The organism is Xanthomonas sp. D-36-1 (assembly GCF_017746155.1).
Taxonomy (GTDB): Bacteria; Pseudomonadota; Gammaproteobacteria; order Xanthomonadales; family Xanthomonadaceae; genus Xanthomonas; species Xanthomonas cissicola.
In genome coordinates this window covers 1-18,817 of record NZ_JAGHWR010000009.1, presented here as the reverse complement: position 1 = coordinate 18,817, position 18,817 = coordinate 1, and the positions used below count along the sequence as shown (strand labels likewise).

General features: G+C 64.6%; 16 protein-coding genes. 13 read left to right on the top strand and 3 right to left on the bottom strand.

Annotation, left to right across the window (positions count from 1 at the left end; all coding sequences use genetic code 11):
* The first annotated feature begins 1 nt into the window (after position 1).
* The 3 genes from cls to uvrD all read left to right on the top strand — a co-directional run bounded on the left by cls (position 2) and on the right by uvrD (position 5,456).
* Positions 2–1,420, top strand: coding sequence for a cardiolipin synthase (gene cls, locus J7367_RS03275; RefSeq protein ID WP_057659002.1), 1,419 nt, complete (start codon positions 2–4; stop codon positions 1,418–1,420).
* Positions 1,421–1,562: 142 nt separating this feature from the next.
* Positions 1,563–2,957 (top strand): FAD/NAD(P)-binding protein, encoded by a 1,395-nt coding sequence (locus J7367_RS03270; protein WP_057659037.1) that lies wholly within the window; start codon positions 1,563–1,565, stop codon positions 2,955–2,957.
* A gap of 312 nt (positions 2,958–3,269) precedes the next feature.
* Positions 3,270–5,456, top strand: a complete 2,187-nt coding sequence (uvrD, locus tag J7367_RS03265) for a DNA helicase II (RefSeq protein WP_033481367.1) — start codon at positions 3,270–3,272, stop codon at positions 5,454–5,456.
* A 179-nt stretch (positions 5,457–5,635) separates the two neighbouring features.
* On the opposite strand, the gene J7367_RS22495 is transcribed toward uvrD, so the two are convergent.
* Positions 5,636–5,860, bottom strand: coding sequence for a hypothetical protein (locus tag J7367_RS22495; protein WP_057659035.1), 225 nt, complete (start codon positions 5,858–5,860; stop codon positions 5,636–5,638).
* 452 nt (positions 5,861–6,312) lie between these two features.
* On the opposite strand from J7367_RS22495, the gene J7367_RS03255 reads away from it, so the two are divergent.
* Both J7367_RS03255 and J7367_RS03250 read left to right on the top strand, forming a co-directional pair.
* On the top strand, positions 6,313–6,894 hold the full coding sequence (locus J7367_RS03255; RefSeq protein WP_057659000.1) for a maltose acetyltransferase domain-containing protein: 582 nt from the start codon (positions 6,313–6,315) through the stop codon (positions 6,892–6,894).
* Between the two features lie 256 nt (positions 6,895–7,150).
* Positions 7,151–7,597 (top strand): universal stress protein, encoded by a 447-nt coding sequence (locus J7367_RS03250; RefSeq protein ID WP_007972857.1) that lies wholly within the window; start codon positions 7,151–7,153, stop codon positions 7,595–7,597.
* Positions 7,598–7,693: 96 nt separating this feature from the next.
* Here J7367_RS03250 and tagK read toward each other — a convergent pair whose 3' ends face one another.
* Positions 7,694–8,365: a transcriptional regulator TagK gene (gene tagK, locus J7367_RS03245; RefSeq protein WP_057658998.1), complete on the bottom strand. Its 672-nt coding sequence runs from the start codon at positions 8,363–8,365 to the stop codon at positions 7,694–7,696.
* A 313-nt stretch (positions 8,366–8,678) separates the two neighbouring features.
* Between tagK and tssB the strand changes: the two genes are divergently transcribed.
* The 8 genes from tssB (at position 8,679) to tssH (ending at position 18,468) form a co-directional block, all read left to right on the top strand.
* Positions 8,679–9,188 carry a type VI secretion system contractile sheath small subunit gene (gene tssB / locus J7367_RS03240; protein WP_008572540.1) on the top strand — a complete coding sequence of 170 codons (510 nt, stop codon included), beginning with the start codon at positions 8,679–8,681 and terminating at the stop codon, positions 9,186–9,188.
* Positions 9,189–9,192: 4 nt separating this feature from the next.
* On the top strand, positions 9,193–10,686 hold the full coding sequence (gene tssC / locus J7367_RS03235; protein WP_057658996.1) for a type VI secretion system contractile sheath large subunit: 1,494 nt from the start codon (positions 9,193–9,195) through the stop codon (positions 10,684–10,686).
* An 80-nt stretch (positions 10,687–10,766) separates the two neighbouring features.
* The gene (locus J7367_RS03230; RefSeq protein WP_005993934.1) at positions 10,767–11,270 is read left to right on the top strand and encodes a type VI secretion system tube protein Hcp; all 504 of its coding nucleotides are present in this window, start codon (positions 10,767–10,769) and stop codon (positions 11,268–11,270) included.
* Between the two features lie 201 nt (positions 11,271–11,471).
* The gene (locus tag J7367_RS03225) at positions 11,472–12,266 is read left to right on the top strand and encodes a type VI secretion system accessory protein TagJ (protein ID WP_057658994.1); all 795 of its coding nucleotides are present in this window, start codon (positions 11,472–11,474) and stop codon (positions 12,264–12,266) included.
* A gap of 6 nt (positions 12,267–12,272) precedes the next feature.
* On the top strand, positions 12,273–12,776 hold the full coding sequence (gene tssE, locus J7367_RS03220; protein WP_017157737.1) for a type VI secretion system baseplate subunit TssE: 504 nt from the start codon (positions 12,273–12,275) through the stop codon (positions 12,774–12,776).
* A gap of 4 nt (positions 12,777–12,780) precedes the next feature.
* On the top strand, positions 12,781–14,664 hold the full coding sequence (gene tssF / locus J7367_RS03215) for a type VI secretion system baseplate subunit TssF (protein ID WP_057658992.1): 1,884 nt from the start codon (positions 12,781–12,783) through the stop codon (positions 14,662–14,664).
* Entirely contained in the window at positions 14,628–15,668 is a 1,041-nt protein-coding gene (tssG, locus tag J7367_RS03210; RefSeq protein WP_057658989.1) for a type VI secretion system baseplate subunit TssG, read from the top strand. The genes tssF and tssG overlap by 37 nt, the downstream gene beginning before the upstream one ends.
* Before the next feature lie 55 nt (positions 15,669–15,723).
* Positions 15,724–18,468 carry a type VI secretion system ATPase TssH gene (gene tssH, locus J7367_RS03205; protein WP_057658987.1) on the top strand — a complete coding sequence of 915 codons (2,745 nt, stop codon included), beginning with the start codon at positions 15,724–15,726 and terminating at the stop codon, positions 18,466–18,468.
* A 22-nt stretch (positions 18,469–18,490) separates the two neighbouring features.
* Here the strand turns inward: tssH and J7367_RS03200 are convergent.
* A partial coding sequence (locus tag J7367_RS03200) for a hypothetical protein (protein ID WP_209028897.1) occupies positions 18,491–18,817 on the bottom strand: 327 nt, incomplete at its 5' end.

The following is an 18,817-nucleotide window of genomic DNA, read 5'->3' as shown; positions in this document are numbered from 1 at the left end:
GATGCTGCCCGATTGGGTCACAGGCACTTGGCTGCTGGCACTGGACTGGGCGATCCGCCTGGCCGCACTGCTATGGATTCCCGCCCGCACCACGCCGGGTGCGGCGCGCAGCTGGCTGCTGCTGATCGGCTTCGTGCCGGTGGTCGGCCTGCCGCTGTATCTGTTGTTCGGCCACCCGTGGTTGTCGCGGCTGCGGGTGGAGCGGCAAGCCACCGCCTCGCAGGTGATTCGCGAACAACAACTGCCCTTGCATGCGTTGCGCTGGATGCCCCAGGCAGACACCAGCAGTGCCGAAGTGGTGCCGCTCATCGAACGCGAAGGCGATTTCATGCCCACGCTGGGCAACGCGGTGGAATTGCTCGACGATTACGCGCAGTCGTTGCAGGCCCTGATCGCGGCGATCGACGCGGCCGACAAACGTGTGCACCTGCTGTACTACCTGATGTTCGACGATGCGGTGGGCGAGGCGGTGGTAGCGGCGCTGGAACGCGCCAGCGTGCGCGGCGTACGTTGCCGCTTGCTGCTGGATGCGGTGGGCGCCAAGCGCGGCCTGCGCCGCTACCGCAAGCGCCTGCAGGACGGTGGCGTGCAGGTGCTGGCAGTATTGCCGGGAGGTTTGCGCTGGCGTCGCAGCGGCCGCATGGATCTGCGCAACCATCGCAAGATTGCGGTGCTCGACAACCGGGTGGCGTTTGTCGGTTCGCAGAATCTGGCCGAGGCCGGCTTCATTGATGGCGTGCCCAATCGCGAATTGGTGGCACGCGTGCGCGGGCCGGTGGTCAATCATCTGGAAGCGGTCTTCGCCAGCGACTGGTTCACCGAAACCGGAGAGCGGCTGGACGTGTGGCCCGATGCACCGGTGTGCGAGGCCAATATCGCCACGCAATTGCTGCCCAGCGGGCCGGCGTATCCGTTCGAAAATGCGCGCGATGCGATCAATGCGGTGATCCATCTGGCGCGGCGCAAGGTGGTGCTGGTCACGCCGTACTTCGTGCCCGACGAAGCCTTGCTGAGCGCATTGCGCATCGCCGCAGTGTCGGGGGTGGATGTGCAGTTGATCCTGTCCGAACACAACAACCAACGCTTGGCCGCGTGGGCGCAGGAGGCCTATTTCGAAGAGCTGCTGCGTTGCGGGGTGAAGATTGCGCTGTATCGCCCGCGCTTTTTGCATGCCAAGCACCTGAGCATGGATGAGGACATTGCGCTGGTGGGCTCGATCAATCTGGACATCCGCTCGTTCGCGCTCAACGCCGAGATCGGCATGCTCTGCTACGACACTGGCGTGGTGCAGCGGTTGCGTGAGATCGAGCAGGACTATCTGGCCAACGCGCGGCAATTGACGTTGGAACAGTGGCGTCGCCGCCCGGCCTGGCGCCGCAGTCGCGAGGGCATTGCGCGGCTGGCCGATGCGTTGATGTAGGCCGCTTGCGTCGATCCAGGCGCATGACCTGGAAGAGGCTGCCTTCCGGGTTGCGGCCGTCGTACCGCTTGCGATGCCGTGGAAGACAACCACTGCCGGTGACGGCCTGCGGGTGTTCGGACGCATCGCCTACAATGTCGAGATGAATACACTGCGTGATCCCGGCGATGCAATCATCGCCATCGTCGGTGGTGGCGCGTCCGGTGTGCTGGTTGCGCTGCAGCTGCTGCGCCAGGCTGCAGCGCCGTTGCAGATCGTCCTGATCGAGCCGCGTGCGGCGCTTGGCGAGGGTGTGGCGTATTCCACTGCGCGTGTCGAACACCTGCTCAATGTCCCGGCTGCGCGCATGAGTGCGCTGCCGGAGCTGCCGTACGATTTTGTCGATTACCTGCGCGCGAACGCCTGTTGCCCCGAACTGGAGGATGCGCAGTTGCCGCGGCAGTTCGTGGGACGCCGGCACTACGCGCCATATTTGCGCGATCGCTTGCAGGCGGCATGCGCGCACAGCCCGGCGATGTTGCGCGTCCACTGCGCACGCGTGCAGTCCCTGCACCCCAATGCCGGTGGCGCACTGTTGCAGCTGGACGATGGACAGCTGCTGCAGGCTGGCGCGGTGGTCCTGGCGGTGGGCAATGCACTGCGACCGCTTCCGCTGCGGGGGGCCACCGGGTTGTCGCATGCGCAGCGTGTTGAAGCCTGGGAGACCGAGGCGGTGGCAGCGCTGCCACCGGACGCGGCCGTGTGCATCGTCGGTTCGGGCTTGAGCATGGCCGATACCGTGGTGACGCTGGCAGCGCAGGGGCATCGGGCAAGCGTGCATGTGGTGTCGCGGCATGGGTTGCTGCCGTTGCCGCAGGCGCACGGCGGCATGGCGCTGTTCGATCCACAGCCTCTGCTGACAATGCCGCTGCGCGCGCGCATGCGTACCCTGCGCCTGCACGCGCGTGCCGCCGCCGCGCAGGGCCTGCCATGGCAGAGCGTGATGGAACGCATCCGGCCGTTGAGTCAGGCGTTATGGCAGACGCTGTCGGTTGCCGATCAGCGCCGTTTTCTACGGCATGTGGTGCGCTACTGGGACGTGCATCGGCATCGCATCGCCGCAACGGTGCATGCGCAGCTGCAGACGATGCACGCGCGCGGGCAGCTGCAGGTGCATCGCGCGCGGCTGGATGTGGCCTTCGAGGTGGGCGCTTGCGTGCGCGTGAGCGCCGGGGCCGCCAGTGCCGGACATGCCTTGCAGCTGGATGTGCAGACCCTAGTCAATGCCACCGGTGTGGAAATGCGCGTTCAGGCGATGCGTAACCGGCTGCTGCAGCAATTGCTGGGGCAGGGCATTGCAGTGGCCGGCCCGCACGGGATTGGCATGGACACCGGCCCCGATGGCAGCCTGATCGATGCAGATGGACGTACGCAGCCGCAGTTGCGGGTGATCGGCAGCCTGCGCATCGGCACGTTGTGGGAAAGCCTGGCGGTGCCGGAGTTGCGCGAGCAGGCTGCGGCGATTGCGCGGGATGTGCTGTTGCTGCTTGGGCGGTGATGGATTGACGGTACGCAGGTTCCGGCCGGAGAGGTGATTCCTTCTCCCGACGGGACATTGTCCTCCCTCATGGGGGAGAAGCTGCCCCGCAGGGGTGGATGAGGGGCGCCGCAGAAATTTACGCGCCCCTGCAATGAGAAACGCGTCGCCACGCGCCTGCAAAGGTGACATGCCCGTTGCTTCGCCCCGTACCCTCACCCCAACCCCTCTCCCAGAGGAAGAGGGGTGTCCATCCGGCGAGCAATCACCACAATCCCAACTGCTTCATCGCAATCTCAGCCGCAGCGACGCCACAACCGGTAAAATGCGCCGGTGGATGTCTCTCATTTGCTCGATCATTTAAACCCCGCCCAGCGCGAGGCCGTTTCTGCGCCGCCGGGGCACTACCTCGTGCTGGCCGGCGCCGGCTCCGGCAAGACGCGCGTGCTGATCCATCGCATCGCCTGGCTCAATGAAGTCCAGGGCGTGCCCAACCACGGCATCTTCGCGGTGACCTTCACCAACAAGGCCGCCGGCGAAATGCGTCACCGCACCGACCTGCAGCTGCGCAATGGCAGCCGCGGGATGTGGATCGGTACATTTCACGGGCTGGCACATCGCCTGTTGCGTCTGCATTGGCAGGATGCGCGGCTGCCGGAAGGCTTCCAGGTCATGGACAGCGACGACCAGTTGCGGCTGGTCAAGCGCGTGGTGCAGGCGCTGGAGCTGGACGAGAGCAAGTATCCGCCCAAGCAGATGAGCTGGTGGATCAACGAGCAGAAGGATGAGGGCCGCCGTCCGCAACATATCCAGCCCGAGCCCAACGACGATTGGACCGAGGTGCGCCGGCAGGTGTATGCGGCCTACCAGGAACGCTGCGACCGCTCCGGGCTTCTGGATTTTGCCGAGTTGCTGCTGCGCGCGCATGAGTTGCTGCGCGACACGCCCGCGTTGCTGGCGCATTACCGCGCGCGCTTTCGCGAGATTCTGGTGGATGAGTTCCAGGACACCAACGCCATCCAGTACGCCTTCGTGCGCGTGCTGGCCGGCGAATCGGGCAATGTGTTCGTGGTGGGCGACGACGACCAGGCCATCTATGGCTGGCGCGGTGCCAAGGTCGAAAACGTCCAGCGCTTTCTGAAGGATTTCCCCGGTGCGCAGACCGTGCGGCTGGAGCAGAACTACCGCTCCAGCGCGAATATTCTGGGCGCTGCCAATGCGGTGATTGCGCACAACCCGGACCGTATCGGCAAACAGCTGTGGACCGATTCCGGCGATGGCGACCCGATCGATCTGTACGCGGCCTACAACGAAGTGGACGAAGCGCGCTATGTGGTGGAGCGTGCACGGCAGTGGGTGCGCGACGGCGGCAGTTATGGCGAAGTGGCGGTGCTCTACCGCAGCAACGCGCAATCGCGCGCGCTGGAAGAAGCGCTGATTTCCGAGCAGCTGCCGTACCGCGTGTATGGCGGCATGCGCTTCTTCGAACGTGCCGAAATCAAGGACGCGTTGGCTTACTTGCGCCTGCTGACCAATCGCAGCGACGACGCTGCGTTCGAACGCGCGGTCAACACGCCCACGCGCGGCATTGGCGACCGGACGCTGGATGAGGTGCGCCGGCTGGCACGTGCCAGTGCGCTGTCGTTGTGGGAAGCGGCGATGCTGTGCACGCAGCAGAACACGCTGGCCGCGCGCGCGCGCAATGCCCTGGCGACCTTCCTCAGCCTGATCGGCCAGCTGCATGCCGAAACCGGCGAGATGGAACTGGCCGAACGCATCGACCATGTGCTGATGCGCTCGGGCCTGCGCGAGCATTGGGCCAAGGAAAGCCGCGGCGGGCTGGATTCGGAATCGCGTACCGAGAACCTGGACGAACTGGTGTCGGTCGCCTCGCGCTTCACCCGCCCGGACGATGAAGACAGCCAGGGCATGACCGAGCTGGTCGCCTTCCTGGCTTACGCCTCGCTGGAGGCCGGCGAAGGCCAGGCGCAGGCTGGCGAAGAGGGCGTGCAGCTGATGACGCTGCATTCGGCCAAGGGCCTGGAATTTCCGATTGTGTTCCTGGTCGGCCTGGAAGACGGCCTGTTCCCGAGTGCGCGTTCGCTGGAAGAGAGCGGGCGGCTGGAAGAAGAGCGTCGCCTGGCGTACGTGGGCATCACCCGCGCGCGGCAGAAGCTGGTGCTGTGCTACGCCGAATCGCGCCGTATCCACGGCCAGGACAATTACAACGTGCCCTCGCGCTTCTTGCGTGAGATTCCACGCGACCTGCTCAACGAAGTGCGCCCGAAGGTGCAGGTTTCGCGCACCGCATCGCTGGGCGCGGCGCGCGGCGGCCCGGTGCATGGCATCGTGGAAACGGCACCGATCAAGCTCGGCGCCAACGTCGAACACCCCAAGTTCGGCGGCGGCGTGGTCGTCGATTACGAAGGCGCTGGCGCGCATGCGCGCGTGCAGGTGCAGTTCGACGAGGTCGGCGCCAAGTGGCTGGTGATGGCCTATGCCAATCTGACTGTGGTCTAGCCAGGCTTGCACTCGTCTGCGATTGCATTTCTTCAGCAGGCGAGGGCGTCGTGCGGTTGCGCTGTGCGTGCAGCAAGTGGAACCGGCCGCTGCTGCACCTCACGTCGAGGGAGATCGTGTGATCATCTGCGACAGATGATCGATGGATGAGGCGTGGCCTGCCCTGCTCTGTTGCGCGCTTACATTTCCCAGCTGAAGCTTGAGTTGATCTGCTTGCAGTTCACGGTAAGCGTCGACCTGTTTGCGAGCACGACCAGGGTAAAGGGCGGCACGCGCCTGTCGTCTCCTGTGTAGATCAGGCGGAGGATTCTGCGTTTGGTATCGAACGTCTTGACCTGAAAATTGCCCCGCAACAACACGGTCTCGCTCGCGCCAGGTGCATTGAAACGAAGACTGGCGATCACTGGTCGGGTGTCGTGACCGATTTCGAAATCTATCCAGTATCCGCCGCCTTCGAACGAGAGCGACGAGGTTGCACTAGCAGGGGTGCTTAGGCATGCCCATAGCAACAATGCAATGCAAGCGGCTAAAAATCGTGTCATGACATCATCCTTGAACGTCGCCATGCCGCAAGGGCACGGCCGGGAGTATCGATGCTGGCGCCGCGGCAGCGCAACGGATGCGGCGAGCAATGGAATGACCACATAGCCGCACGCGGGTGAGGCAGGTGCCCGAAAGCTACATGGGCGGTTTTCACCCAAGGGTGCACATGCCAGTCGCCTTCATCAATCGCCCGACGCGACGTGTTATGGCCGCTATGGATCGGCAAACCAAGGCCATTGGTGCATCGCTCGATGCATACCGCGCTCTATCCATGCCACCCTGTCAGCCGTTCATTGCATAGGCACCCGGCGGCATGCACACCGAAAAACAGAAAATGCTGGCAGGCGAGCTCTACAACGCCACCGATGCGCAACTGCAGGCCGATCAGGCGGCGGCTGCGGCGTGGATGGTGCGCTATAACGCCACTGGCGCGCAGTCATCGGCGCAACGGCATGCATTGCTGGTCGAGCGGCTCGCCGAGGTGGGCGCGAATGCGGTGATCCGGCCGCCGTTTCATTGCGATTACGGCTACAACATCCATCTGGGCGCGGGCGCGTTCCTCAACTTCAATTGCGTGATCCTGGATATCTGCCAGGTGTACATCGGCGATGGCACGCAGGTGGGGCCAGCGGTGCAGTTCTACGCTGCCGACCATCCGCGCGATGCCGCCGGACGTGCCAGCGGGCTGGAGTTCGGGCGGCCAATCCGCGTCGGGCGCAATGTGTGGATTGGGGGCGGAGCGATCATCCTGCCGGGCGTCAGCATCGGCGACGATGCGGTAATCGGTGCCGGTGCGGTGGTCACGCGCGATGTGCCGGCCGGTGCGATCGCCGTGGGCAATCCGGCGCGCGTGCGCACACCCCGGCTTGCTGCCGATGAGGCGCCCACCGACTGAACGCAACGAAGAAGAGCCGCTATCAAAACGATCGCGCAGCTGCCAGGCGGACGCGGCCGGTGCAATGCAGCTCATACGCGAACAGGCAGTTTTGAACGCGTTCCTGGCGCCGGGGATGGTCGCTCGTCAACCAGGTGAGTCGCTTTGGGCGCTACAGTCCGTCACGTGCAAGATTGATCCATCTCAAGGTCTGCGTTGCGGAGTACTGTCAATCTCAAGTCGCCGGCGAGGCTGCCGGTCCATCCGGGAGGTCATCATGTACAAACGAATCCTGATCGCCATCGATGCATCCGAGCTCTCGCATCGCGGCCTGTTTCAAGGCCTGGAGCTGGCCAAGGCGACCGGTGCGAAAGTGGATATCGTCACCGTGTCCGAGCCGTGGGCGATGGGCATGTACGACGCAATGGGCTGGAGCGTGGGCTACGAGGCCAGCCCGGAATACCGCACCGAGCGCGAAGCGGCCGCCGAAAAGATCCTGCGCCCGGCGTTGGAGCTGGCCGCCGCTGCCAACATCAAGGCCACGCCGCGGCATGTGCTGGATCGTTTCGCGGCCGAGGGCATCGTGCAGACCGCCAAGGATTGCAACAGCGATCTGATCATCATGACCTCGCACGGCCGCCGCGGCATGCAGCGCATGCTGCTCGGCAGCCAGACGGTGGAAGTGCTCACCCACAGTGCGATTCCGGTACTGGTCATTCGCTGATGCCGATGCCATGGCCTTGTCTCGCCTAGGCGCGTACCTGGGCGCAAGGTGGCGTCCAGGCCATGCAGGTCGCGCCCAGGTGCGCTCCTACGCAACTCAAAGTGCTTCGCTCTCCATCGGCTCCGGTTGTGCCGCAAAGCGCGGTGCCGATCGGGCGAGCCGGCGCAGTGCTTCGGTATGCACCAGCGGAGAGCCGTGCGTGGGTGTGGCCGCGCCGCCGCGGATCGATGCGTGCTCGGGTTGTACGTGCTGGCTCAGTTCGCGCATGAAGCGCCACATCGGCATGTAGTGGCCACGCCGTGGCGCAGGAAGATGCGGCGCAGCGCGGCACTGGCGACGCCACTGCATGGGCGGCATGCCGAAGCGCTGCTGAAACGCGCGCTGAAACTGCCGCTCGGAGGCAAAGCCCATTTCGTAGAGCAACCAGGTCAGGCTGCACTCCGGGTAGGCCTGCAGGTAGCGGTGCGCTGTGCTTAGCCGCTGCTCGCGGATATAGCTGGCCACACCGCCACGCGACTGAAACAAGCGGTACAGCGATGCACGCGATAACGCGAACGCTTGCTGCAACGACTCGGTGCCCAATTCCGCCTCGCCGATGTGCTGCTCGATATAGGCCAGCAGATCGATCATCAGCGGCGCTTGTGCCTCGCCGGCCGGCGGTACGTGCGCAACGATGGCGCTGTAATAACTGCTGCTGCTCATGCGGATGCTGCCTGCGGCCCACTCCCCGGGGCCTGTCCCCTGGTCAACCGAGAAAAGCAGTGCCAACCCATCACGCCTCTTTCACAAAGTCGGCGCTGGATCACGCATCCGTGCCCGTCTGCGCCCGATCGCGGCGATTGAGACGATTTGTCGGGTGAGCGCACAGGCGCATTTCTATCCTCGCCGCAACGCTGAGAAAGCGTCATCGCACGGCCTGCCGCTTCGGTCCGGGTGGTGCGTGGCGGTCGTGGGCTAGCCCACGGCAGCGGCGTCGCACGCAGGCCGCAGGCATACCGCCGGGCCGGCGACATCCAAGCCACATGGCGGCGCACGTGCCCTGCACGCCGGCGCAACGGGCAAGCTCAATCGGAGATCAGGCATGGCCAGCAGTCAGAAGTTCATTGCCCGCAATCGGGCGCCACGAGTGCAGATCGAATACGACGTGGAGGTCTACGGTGCGCAGAAGAAGGTACAGATTCCATTCGTGATGGGCGTGATGTCGGATCTGTCCGGCGCCAATGCCGGCGAACTGCCTTCGCTGGACGAGCGCAAGGCATTGGAGATCGATGTCGACAACTTCGACAGCCGGCTGCAGTCGATGCGTCCGCGTGCGCAATTCAAGGTGCCCAACACGCTCACCGGCGAAGGCGAGCTGGCGGTGGATATCACCTTCGAAAGCATGGACGACTTTTCGCCGGCTGCCATCGCGCGCAAGGTTGCGCCGCTGGCCAAGTTGCTGGAAGCGCGCACGCAGCTGGCCAACCTGGACACCTACATGGATGGCAAGGCCGGTGCAGAGCAGCTGATTGCCAACGCCATCCGCGACCCGGCGTTGCTGCAGTCGCTGGTGTCGGCCGCCAAGCCTGCCTCCGAACCGGAAGGAGCGTAACGCCATGTCCGCGACCGAAGCCGCATTGGCCACCAGTGGCACCGAAACAACCGAGCAGGGCGACTTTGCCGCGCTGCTCAACCGCGAGTTCCGCCCCAAGAGCGAGCGCGCCAAGGAAGAAGTGGAATCGGCGGTGCGCACGCTCGCCGAGCAGGTGCTCAACCGCAGCGATGTGGTCAGCGAAGACGTGTCGCAGACCATCAAGGCCTACATCGCCGAGATCGACCGCGCACTCACCGAGCAGCTCAACCAGATCCTGCATCACGCCGATCTGCAGCAGCTCGAAGGTGCTTGGCGCGGCCTGCATTATCTGGTCAACAACACCGAGACCGACCAGCAGCTCAAGATCCGCGTGCTGAACATCAGCAAGAAGGAACTGGGCAAGGTGCTCAAGCGCTACAAGGGCACCGCCTGGGATCAGAGTCCGATCTTCAAGAAGGTCTACGAGCAGGAATACGGCCAGCTCGGTGGCGAGCCGTATGGCTGCCTGGTCGGCGATTACTACTTCGACCAGAGCCCGCCGGATGTGGAACTGCTCAACGGCATTGCGCAGGTAGCCGCCGCCGCGCACGCACCGTTCATTGCCGCCGCCGCGCCCAAATTGATGGGCATGGACAACTGGAGCGAGCTCTCCAATCCGCGCGATCTGGCCAAGATTTTTTCCACGCCCGATTACGCTGCATGGCGCTCGCTGCGCGAATCCGAAGACTCCAAGTACATCGGTCTGGCCATGCCGCGCACGCTCTCGCGTCTACCTTACGGTGCGGCCACCAGCCCGGTGGAAGAATTCGATTTCGAAGAAGACACCGCCGGCGCGGATTCCAACAAGTACACCTGGCAGAACGCCGCCTATGCGATGGCGGTGAACATCAACCGCTCGTTCAAGCAGTACGGCTGGTGCTCGCGCATTCGCGGTATCGAGTCTGGCGGCGCAGTGGAGGGGTTGCCCACGCATACCTTTCCCACCGACGACGGTGGCGTGGACATGAAGTGCCCGACCGAAGTGGCGATCACCGACCGCCGCTCCGCCGAGCTGGACAAGATGGGCCTGATGCCGCTGGTGCATCGCAAGAACTCGGACATGGCCGCCTTCATCAGCGCGCAGTCGCTCAACAAGCCCGACGAATACGACGACCCGGATGCCACCGCCAACGCAGCATTGGGCGCGCGCCTGCCCTACATGTTTGCGTGCTGCCGCTTTGCGCATTACCTCAAGTGCATCGTGCGCGACAAGATCGGTTCGTTCTCCGATCGCGAACAGATGCAGCGCTGGCTGACGCGCTGGGTGACGCAGTACATCGACGGCGACCCGTCCAACTCCAGCGAAGAAACCAAGGCGCGCAAGCCGTTGGCTGCCGCCGAAGTGGTGGTGGAAGAAGTGGAAGGCGCGCCGGGCTACTACAGCTCCAAGTTCTTCCTCAAGCCGCATTACCAGCTGGAGGGCCTGACCGTGTCGTTGCGGCTGGTCTCGCGCCTTCCCTCGGCCGCCAAGGCCTGATCCGACGCATTCGCGTCACGCACGACGCCACTGCGCGTCGCGCCATCTCGTGTTGTCACTCTCATTGAAGGAGCAGTTCCATGGCGTTCGACATGCATATCAAGTTCGGCAGCGGCAAGGTCAAGATCGAAGGCGCGTCCAACCACAAGAAGCACAAGGGCGAGATTCCGATCCTGGCCTGGTCGTGGGGCGCGAGCAATTCCGGCGACCTGCACACCGGTGGCGGCTCGGCCAGCGGCGGCAAGGCGCATATCCAGGACATCTCCATCACCAAGTACGTGGACGGCTGCTCCAACGCGCTGCTGGATGCAGTGTGCACCGGTGCACGGGTGGAAAACGCCTGGCTGTACGTCACCAACGCCACCGGCGAGCAAAGCGACTTTCTCACCCTGGAATTGAGCGAAGGCGTGCTGATTACCTCGCTGTCGACCGGCGGCTCCGGTGGCGAAGACCGCCTGACCGAAAACGTGACGCTGCACTTCGGCAAGTTCAAGTACGGCTTCCAGCCGCAGGACGACAAGGGCACCGCGCAGGGCGGGGCGAAGGAATTCACCTACGACATTCAGGGTGTGGCCAAGGCCTGACGCGGGCGCAGGCCACCACAACGCCTTCGCCACGCAGGTGCGTTTGGCGACGCGGTGCGGCACGACATGCGTGTACATCGCTCGCTCTGCGCCGCCCATCGGAAGTTGACGCTGTGACGTTGGCTGCCTCCGATGGCGGCAATGCAATGACTGGCGGTGCCGCGCACGGCACCGCCACCTTCTTCGATAAGGAACCGCGCGATGGATGCCACCGCACAGACCCTGCTTGCCCAAGGCGAGCCGGCGCAGGCGTTGCAGCAACTGATCCAGCAGGTGCGCCGGCAACCGGCCGACGCAGCGCAGCGCGTGTTCCTGTTTCAGTTGCTGGCCGTACTCGGCCAGTGGTCGCGCGCCGCAGATCAGCTGCGCGCCTGCGCTGAGCTGGATGCCGCCACGCAGCCCTTGGCGCAGACGTACCTTGCAGTGCTGCAGGGCGAACAGACGCGCGCTGAGGTGTTTGCCGGCGCGCGATTGCCGCATGTGATCGGTGAGCCGGCCGAATGGTTGGCGATGCATCTACACGCGCTGCAACTATCGGCGCAAGGGCATGGCGAACAGGCCGCGGCGTTGCGGGCGCAGGCGTTCGCGTTGGCACCGGCCAGTGCCGGCGTGCTCGATGGCGAACGCTTCCAGTGGCTCGCAGATGCAGACACCCGTTTCGGGCCCTGCATCGAACTCATGCTCGACAGCGGCTACGCCTGGGCACCGCTCAGCCACATCCAGCAGTTGCGCATGCAAGCGCCGCGGGATCTGCGCGACACCGTGTGGGCGCCGGTGAGCGTGCTATGGCGCAACGGTGGCCAGGCCTTCGGCTACCTGCCGGTGCGGTATCCCGGCAGCGAGCATCTGGATGCCGGCGAGCTGCAATTGGCGCGCCGCACCGAATGGACGCATGGCGCGCAGGGCGAGATCGGCCTGGGCCAGCGCATGTGGAGCACCAAGTTGCGCGAGATCGCGCTGCTCGATGTGCGCGATGTGCAATTCGACGCGGGCTGACACGCCATGGCCGAACTCACCACCACCGAACGCCTGCAGCCCTCGCTGCTGGACCGGCTCACCGATGTCGCGCCCAGCCAACGCGAAGAGAGCCGCGAGCAGCGCGTGATTTCGGCCACGCGCCTGCGCGAGTGCGTGATTCGCGATCTGTCGTGGTTGCTCAATGCCGTGAATCTGGAAACCAGCCGCCCGCTGGAAGCGCACCCGCAGGTACGCAGTTCGGTGCTGAATTACGGCATCCCGGATCTGGCCGGTGTTGCAGTGACCGGTATCGATGCGGCCGCGCTGCAACAACGCATTCGCGAGGCGATTCTGGCGTTCGAACCGCGCCTGATTCCCGAGACGCTGCGCGTCAGCGTGCATGCCGATGCTGCGCGCATGGACCGGCGCTCGCTGTTGTTCACCATCGAATCGGAGATGTGGGCGCAGCCGTTGCCGTTGAACCTGTACCTGAAGACCGCGCTGGACCTGGAAACCGGCCGGCTCGATATCGTCGAAGGGCACGGCTGACCTCATGGACCCGCGCCTGCTGCCGTACTACACCCGCGAGTTGCAGCACGTGCGCGACATGGGCGCGGAGTTTGCGCGCGAGTATCCCAAGATCGCCGGCCGGCTCGGCCTGGATGCATTCGAATGCGCCGACCCGTACGTCGAGCGGCTGCTGGAAGGCTTCGCATTCCTGGCTGCGCGCGTGCAACTCAAGCTGGACGCGCAGTACCCGGTGTTCACCCAGCACCTGCTGGAGATGGTCTACCCGCATTATCTGGCACCGCTGCCTTCGATGGCGGTGGTGCAGTTGCAGCCGGACCTGAAAGACAGCGGGCTGGCAGCAGGCGTGGCCGTGCCGCGACAAAGCGCGTTGCGCAGCCTGATCGGCGCCGGCGAACGTACCGCCTGCGACTTCCGCACCGCGCATGCGGTGACCTTGTGGCCATTGCAGCTGGCCGAGGCCAAGTATCTGGAATCGCCAGCCGCATTGGCCGCTGCCGGCATCGCCTTGCCGCCCGGGCGCGTGGTGCGTGCCGGCGTGCGTCTGCGCTTCGAGCTGGTGGGTGGTGCGCAGACGCACGCGCTGGCGCTGGATCGGCTGCCGCTGTTTCTGGCCGGCGCCGATGGCTTGCCCAAGCGGTTGTACGAACAGCTGCATGCCGATACCACTGCGGTGGTGGTGCGTGGCAGCGGTGCCGGCGGTGGCACGCTGGAGATGACGTTGAGCGCCGATGCCGTGCAGATGCGCGGCTTTGCCGACGACGATGCATTGATTCCCTACGACGGCCGCTCGTTCAGTGGTTACCGCTTGCTGCAGGAATATTTCGCCTGTCCGGAGCGCTTTCTGTTCGCAGAACTCACCGGACTGCGCGCGCCATTGCGGCGGTTGCAGGGCAGCAGCTTCGAGGTGGTGGTGTTGCTGCAACGCAGCCTGCCCAGCCTGGCTGCGGCAGTGGGCGCCGAGCATTTCAAATTGTTCTGCACGCCGGCGATCAACCTGTTCCCGCGGCGTGCCGATCGCATCCATCTGCAAGCCGGCCTGCACGAATACCACGTGCTGGCCGACCGTACCCGGCCGATGGATTTCGAGATCCATCACCTGGGCGAGGTGGAAGGCTTCGGCGATCGTCAGGAGCCGGAGCAACGCTTCACCCCGTTCTACGGGGGCGACGCTCGCACCTGGCATGCGCGGCATGGCGCATTCTACAGCATGCGCCGCGAGCCGCGCATGCTGTCGGCACGGCAGCGCCGTGATGGCGCGCGGTCGAGCTATGTGGGCAGCGAAGTGTTCGTCAGCCTGGTCGATGCCGACGATCAGGCACGCAGCACGCGCCTGCGTCAGCTTGGGCTGCAACTGTGGTGCAGCAACCGCGATCTGCCGCTGCATATGCCGGTAGGCAAGGGCGCCACCGATTTCACCATGGACAATGGCGTGCCGGTACAGAGCGTGCGTTGCGTGGCCGGACCAACCAAGCCGCGCCCGGCACTGTCGGATGGGCAGACCGCGTGGCGCCTGCTCAGTCAATTGCAGCTCAATTATCTGTCGCTGTTCGAAGATGGCCCCGACGGCGCCGCTGCGCTGCGCGAGATCCTCACCCTGTACTGCGACCCGTTCGATGCGTCCGCGCAGCGCCAGATCGAAGGCGTCAAGCAGGTGCGCGGCACACCGATCGTGCGGCGCATTCCGGTGCCGGGCCCGATCACCTTCGGCCGCGGCCTGGAGATCACGCTCACCTGTGAGGAGGCCGCTTTCGAAGGCACCGGCGCGTTCCTGCTGGCCTCGGTGCTGCGTCACTTCTTCGCGCGCTACGTGTCGGTGAATTCCTTTACCGAAACCGTGCTGCGTACCACCGAACGCAACGAGGTGGCCCGATGGCCAGCCCAGCCCGGCACGCGCCCGCGCCTGTGAGCGCCGCGGCTGCCGCGCTGGCACAGGCGCTGCAGACCCGGCCACAGGATTTCAGCCCATTCGCGGCCTTGCGCGCGATCGAACGCTGCCATCCGCAGCAGCCGCGCCTGGGCGAATCGGCACGCGCCAGCGACGATGTGCTGCGGTTGCGGCACGCGCCGTCACTGGCATTCGCGCCACGTGCGCTGGACCGCTACACACCGGCAACGCACGATCAGCCCGCCGCGCTGTATGGCGTGTTCTTCGGTCTTTTCGGGCCAAACGCGCCGTTGCCGTTGCACCTGACCGAATACGCCATCGAGCGTGCGCAGCAAGCCAAGGACGGCACCTTCGCCGCGTTTGCCGATGTGTTCCACCACCGCATGCTGAGCCTGTTCTACCGGGCCTGGGCACAGGCCCAGCCCAGCGTGCAGGCCGAGCGGCCGGCGAGCGACCAGTTCCGTGCATGGCTGGACGCATTGGTGGGGATCGCCAGCCCGCACCTGCGCCAACGCGATGCATTGCCGGACGACGCACGTCGTTACCACACCGGCCGCCTTGGCGCAGCCACACGCACGCCGGAAGGCCTGCGTGCGCTGCTGCAGCAGTTGTTCGATTGGCCGGTGCAGGTGCAGGAATTCATTGCCGAATGGATGCGCCTGCCGGCCGATGCGCACTTGCAACTTGGGTTAGGTCCGCGCAACGCGCGCCTGGGTGTGGACAGCGTGGTGGGCGCACACGTGCGTGGCGCGCAGCAACGCGTACGCATCTGCCTGGGGCCGCTGCCACGCCAGGCGTTTCAACGGTTCCTGCCGGGTGGCCAGGCGCTGAAGCAACTCACCGCCACGGTGCGCAGCTATCTGGGCGACGAATTCGGCTGGGAACTGCAACTGCTGCTCAAGGCCGACGAGGTTCCCACGCCGCACCTGGCACGCAATAGCCGGCTGGGCCTGGACACCTGGCTGGGCCGCCGCGTCTGGAGCATCGCCGATGCCGACGATGTGGTGCTGCACCCCTCCGGGTGACGCGCAGCGCGTACTGATTCGCTCACCACCTATCTATTCGATTCAAGGACGCACCATGGCCGAGATCTCCCGCAGTGCCTTGTTCGGCAAGCTCAATCCGCTGGCCTACCGCGGCATCGAAAGCGCCACCGTGTTCTGCAAGCTGCGCGGCAACCCGGATGTGGAGCTGGTGCATTGGCTGCATCAGTTGCTGCAGCTGCAGGACTCGGACCTGCACCGCATCATCAAGCACTTTCAGCTCAACCCGTCCACGCTGGCGCGCGATGTCACCGCCGCGCTGGATGGCTTGCCGCGCGGCTCCACTGCCGTGACCGATCTATCGGCCAACGTCGAAGAAGCGGTGGAGCGCGGTTGGGTGTACGCCTCGCTCAGTTTTGGTGAAGCGCAAGTACGTACCGGCTCTCTGGTGGTCGGTATGTTGAGCGTGCGCGGCTTGCGTCATGCGTTGCTGGCGATCTCCAAGGAGTTCGACAAGCTCAAGCCCGCAGTGCTCAACGAGCGCTTCGCCGAGATCGTGGCCGGCTCGCCGGAAGATGGCTTGCTGCCCAGCGATGGATTCTCGCTTGGTCAGGCCGCTGCACCCGGGGAGACCAGCGGTGCCATCGCGCCTGCCGCACTCGGCAAGCAGGAAGCGCTGAAGAAATTCACCACCGACCTCACCGCACAGGCGCGCGAGGGCAAGCTCGACCCGATCATCGGCCGCGACGACGAGATCCGCCAGGTGGTCGATATCCTGATGCGCCGCCGCCAGAACAACCCGATCCTGGTCGGCGAAGCCGGCGTCGGCAAGACCGCGGTGGTGGAAGGTTTCGCGCAGCGCATCGCACGCGGCGATGTGCCGCCGGCGTTGAAGGATGTGCAACTGCGCGCGCTGGATGTCGGCTTGCTGCAGGCCGGCGCCAGCATGAAGGGCGAGTTCGAGCAGCGCCTGCGCGCGGTCATCGACGAGGTGCAGGCCAGCCCCAAGCCGATCATTCTGTTCGTCGACGAAACCCACACCCTGGTCGGCGCCGGTGGCGCGGCCGGCACCGGCGATGCGGCCAATCTGCTCAAGCCGGCACTGGCGCGCGGCACCTTGCGCACGGTGGGCGCGACCACGTTTGCCGAGTACAAGAAGTACATCGAAAAGGATCCCGCACTGACGCGGCGCTTCCAGGCGGTGCAGGTCGATGAGCCAGACGAAGCCAAGGCGGTGCGCATGATGCGCGGCGTCGCTTCGATGATGGAACAGCATCACCGCGTGCAGATCCTCGACGAAGCGCTGGAAGCGTCGGTCAAGCTCAGTCACCGCTATATCCCCGCGCGGCAACTGCCGGACAAGTCGGTGAGCCTGCTCGACACCGCCTGCGCGCGCGTGGCGGTGAGCCTGCATGCCACGCCGGCGGAAGTGGACGACAGCCGCCGACGCATCGAATCGCTGGACACCGAGCAGGCGATCATCGAACGCGAGCGCGCAATCGGCATCGTGGTGGATGAGCGTGCTGCTGCATGTGCAGGTTTGCTGGATGCCGAACGTAGCCGGCTGCAGGCATTGGAACAGCGTTGGGTTGCAGAAAAAGCATTGGTCGACGAACTGCTGTCGCTGCGCGCGCAACTGCGCAACGCCAGCGCGCCGGTGGAAGGCACCGGCAGCGCATTGGAAGCGGAGGCCAATGCCGAGCAGATCGCATCCGGCGACACAGCGGTGCTCGACGCACCGGTGCAGGTGGATCGCGACACGCTCCTTGCGCGCCTACAACTGGTGCAGGCCGAACTGGCCGCACTGCAAGGCGAATCACCGTTGATCCTGCCCACTGTCGACTACCAAGCCGTGGCCGCCGTCGTCGCCGACTGGACCGGCATCCCGGTCGGGCGCATGGCGCGCAACGAGATCGACACCGTGCTGCGCCTGCCCGAACTGCTGGCCAAGCGCGTGATCGGCCAGGACCACGCCATGGAGATGATTGCCAAGCGCATCCAGACCAGCCGCGCCGGCTTGGATAACCCGGATAAACCGATCGGCGTGTTCCTGCTGGCCGGCACCTCCGGCGTGGGCAAGACCGAAACCGCACTCGCTTTGGCCGAAACCCTGTACGGCGGTGAGCAGAACCTGATCACCATCAACATGAGCGAATACCAGGAGGCGCATACGGTCTCCTCGCTCAAGGGTGCGCCGCCGGGCTATGTCGGCTATGGCGAAGGCGGCGTGCTGACCGAGGCCGTGCGGCGCAAGCCATACTCGGTCGTCCTGCTCGACGAAGTCGAAAAAGCCCACCCCGACGTCCACGAACTGTTCTTCCAGGTCTTCGACAAGGGGTGGATGGAAGACGGCGAAGGCCGCCGCATCGACTTCCGCAACACCCTCATCGTCCTCACCAGCAATGCCGGCACGGACCTGATCGCCAGCCTGTGCAAGGACCCGGAACTGATGCCCGATCCGGAAGGCATGGCCACGGCCTTGCGCGAGCCGTTGTTGAAGGTGTTTCCGCCTGCATTGCTCGGGCGGTTGGTGGCGATTCCGTATTACCCGCTGAGCAACACCATGCTCGGCCAGATCGTGCGACTGCAGTTGAACCGCATCAAAAAGCGCATCGAAGAACGCTACAGGATTCCCTTCGAATACGACGAGTCTGTAGTGGAGCTGGTGGTGAGCCGCTGCACCGAGAGCGAGTCGGGCGGGCGGATGATCGATGCGATCTTGACCAATTCGATGTTGCCTGAGATCAGTCGCAAATTTCTGCGTGGGGTAGTGGATCGGGAACGGACTGAACGCCTTGATATTCGTGCTGAAGAGTCCGCATTGGTTTATTCGTTCCTCTGATTTCGAAAATTTTCTGTTGGTTTTACTGGGTTAATAGAAAATTAGTGGCGACGGGAAGGCCTGGCCATGAGTGGAGGGATGTATGACTGACTACAACACCTTGAGAAGTAGCGGTTTCAATCCTGTTTAAGATCATGCATTGGTTTAATTTTTGGTTTTCAAAAAAATCGCCAATTTCACTGTTGCGGGAAGGTAACGGTCTAGGGAAGGTCTGAACAACGAGACCTGACAGGGCGGAAGGTGGCGTCGTTCCGAAGAGTGGCTTTTGGAACTTCGGAATTTCGCCATTTCTGGCGCTTTCCGCGGGAATTTCCCGGTTCACAGACGCACGCTCCCCATCGCCGGCAGT

What these genes read in the sequence shown, in the direction of transcription:
- cls (WP_057659002.1), top strand. Translation starts at nt 2, where the DNA reads ATGCTGCCCGATTGGGTCACAGGCACTTGGCTGCTGGCACTGGACTGG.
- J7367_RS03270 (WP_057659037.1), top strand. Translation starts at nt 1,563, where the DNA reads ATGAATACACTGCGTGATCCCGGCGATGCAATCATCGCCATCGTCGGT.
- J7367_RS03255 (WP_057659000.1), top strand. Translation starts at nt 6,313, where the DNA reads ATGCACACCGAAAAACAGAAAATGCTGGCAGGCGAGCTCTACAACGCC.
- J7367_RS03250 (WP_007972857.1), top strand. Translation starts at nt 7,151, where the DNA reads ATGTACAAACGAATCCTGATCGCCATCGATGCATCCGAGCTCTCGCAT.
- tssB (WP_008572540.1), top strand. Translation starts at nt 8,679, where the DNA reads ATGGCCAGCAGTCAGAAGTTCATTGCCCGCAATCGGGCGCCACGAGTG.
- tssC (WP_057658996.1), top strand. Translation starts at nt 9,193, where the DNA reads ATGTCCGCGACCGAAGCCGCATTGGCCACCAGTGGCACCGAAACAACC.
- J7367_RS03230 (WP_005993934.1), top strand. Translation starts at nt 10,767, where the DNA reads ATGGCGTTCGACATGCATATCAAGTTCGGCAGCGGCAAGGTCAAGATC.
- J7367_RS03225 (WP_057658994.1), top strand. Translation starts at nt 11,472, where the DNA reads ATGGATGCCACCGCACAGACCCTGCTTGCCCAAGGCGAGCCGGCGCAG.
- tssE (WP_017157737.1), top strand. Translation starts at nt 12,273, where the DNA reads ATGGCCGAACTCACCACCACCGAACGCCTGCAGCCCTCGCTGCTGGAC.
- tssF (WP_057658992.1), top strand. Translation starts at nt 12,781, where the DNA reads ATGGACCCGCGCCTGCTGCCGTACTACACCCGCGAGTTGCAGCACGTG.
- tssG (WP_057658989.1), top strand. Translation starts at nt 14,628, where the DNA reads ATGGCCAGCCCAGCCCGGCACGCGCCCGCGCCTGTGAGCGCCGCGGCT.
- tssH (WP_057658987.1), top strand. Translation starts at nt 15,724, where the DNA reads ATGGCCGAGATCTCCCGCAGTGCCTTGTTCGGCAAGCTCAATCCGCTG.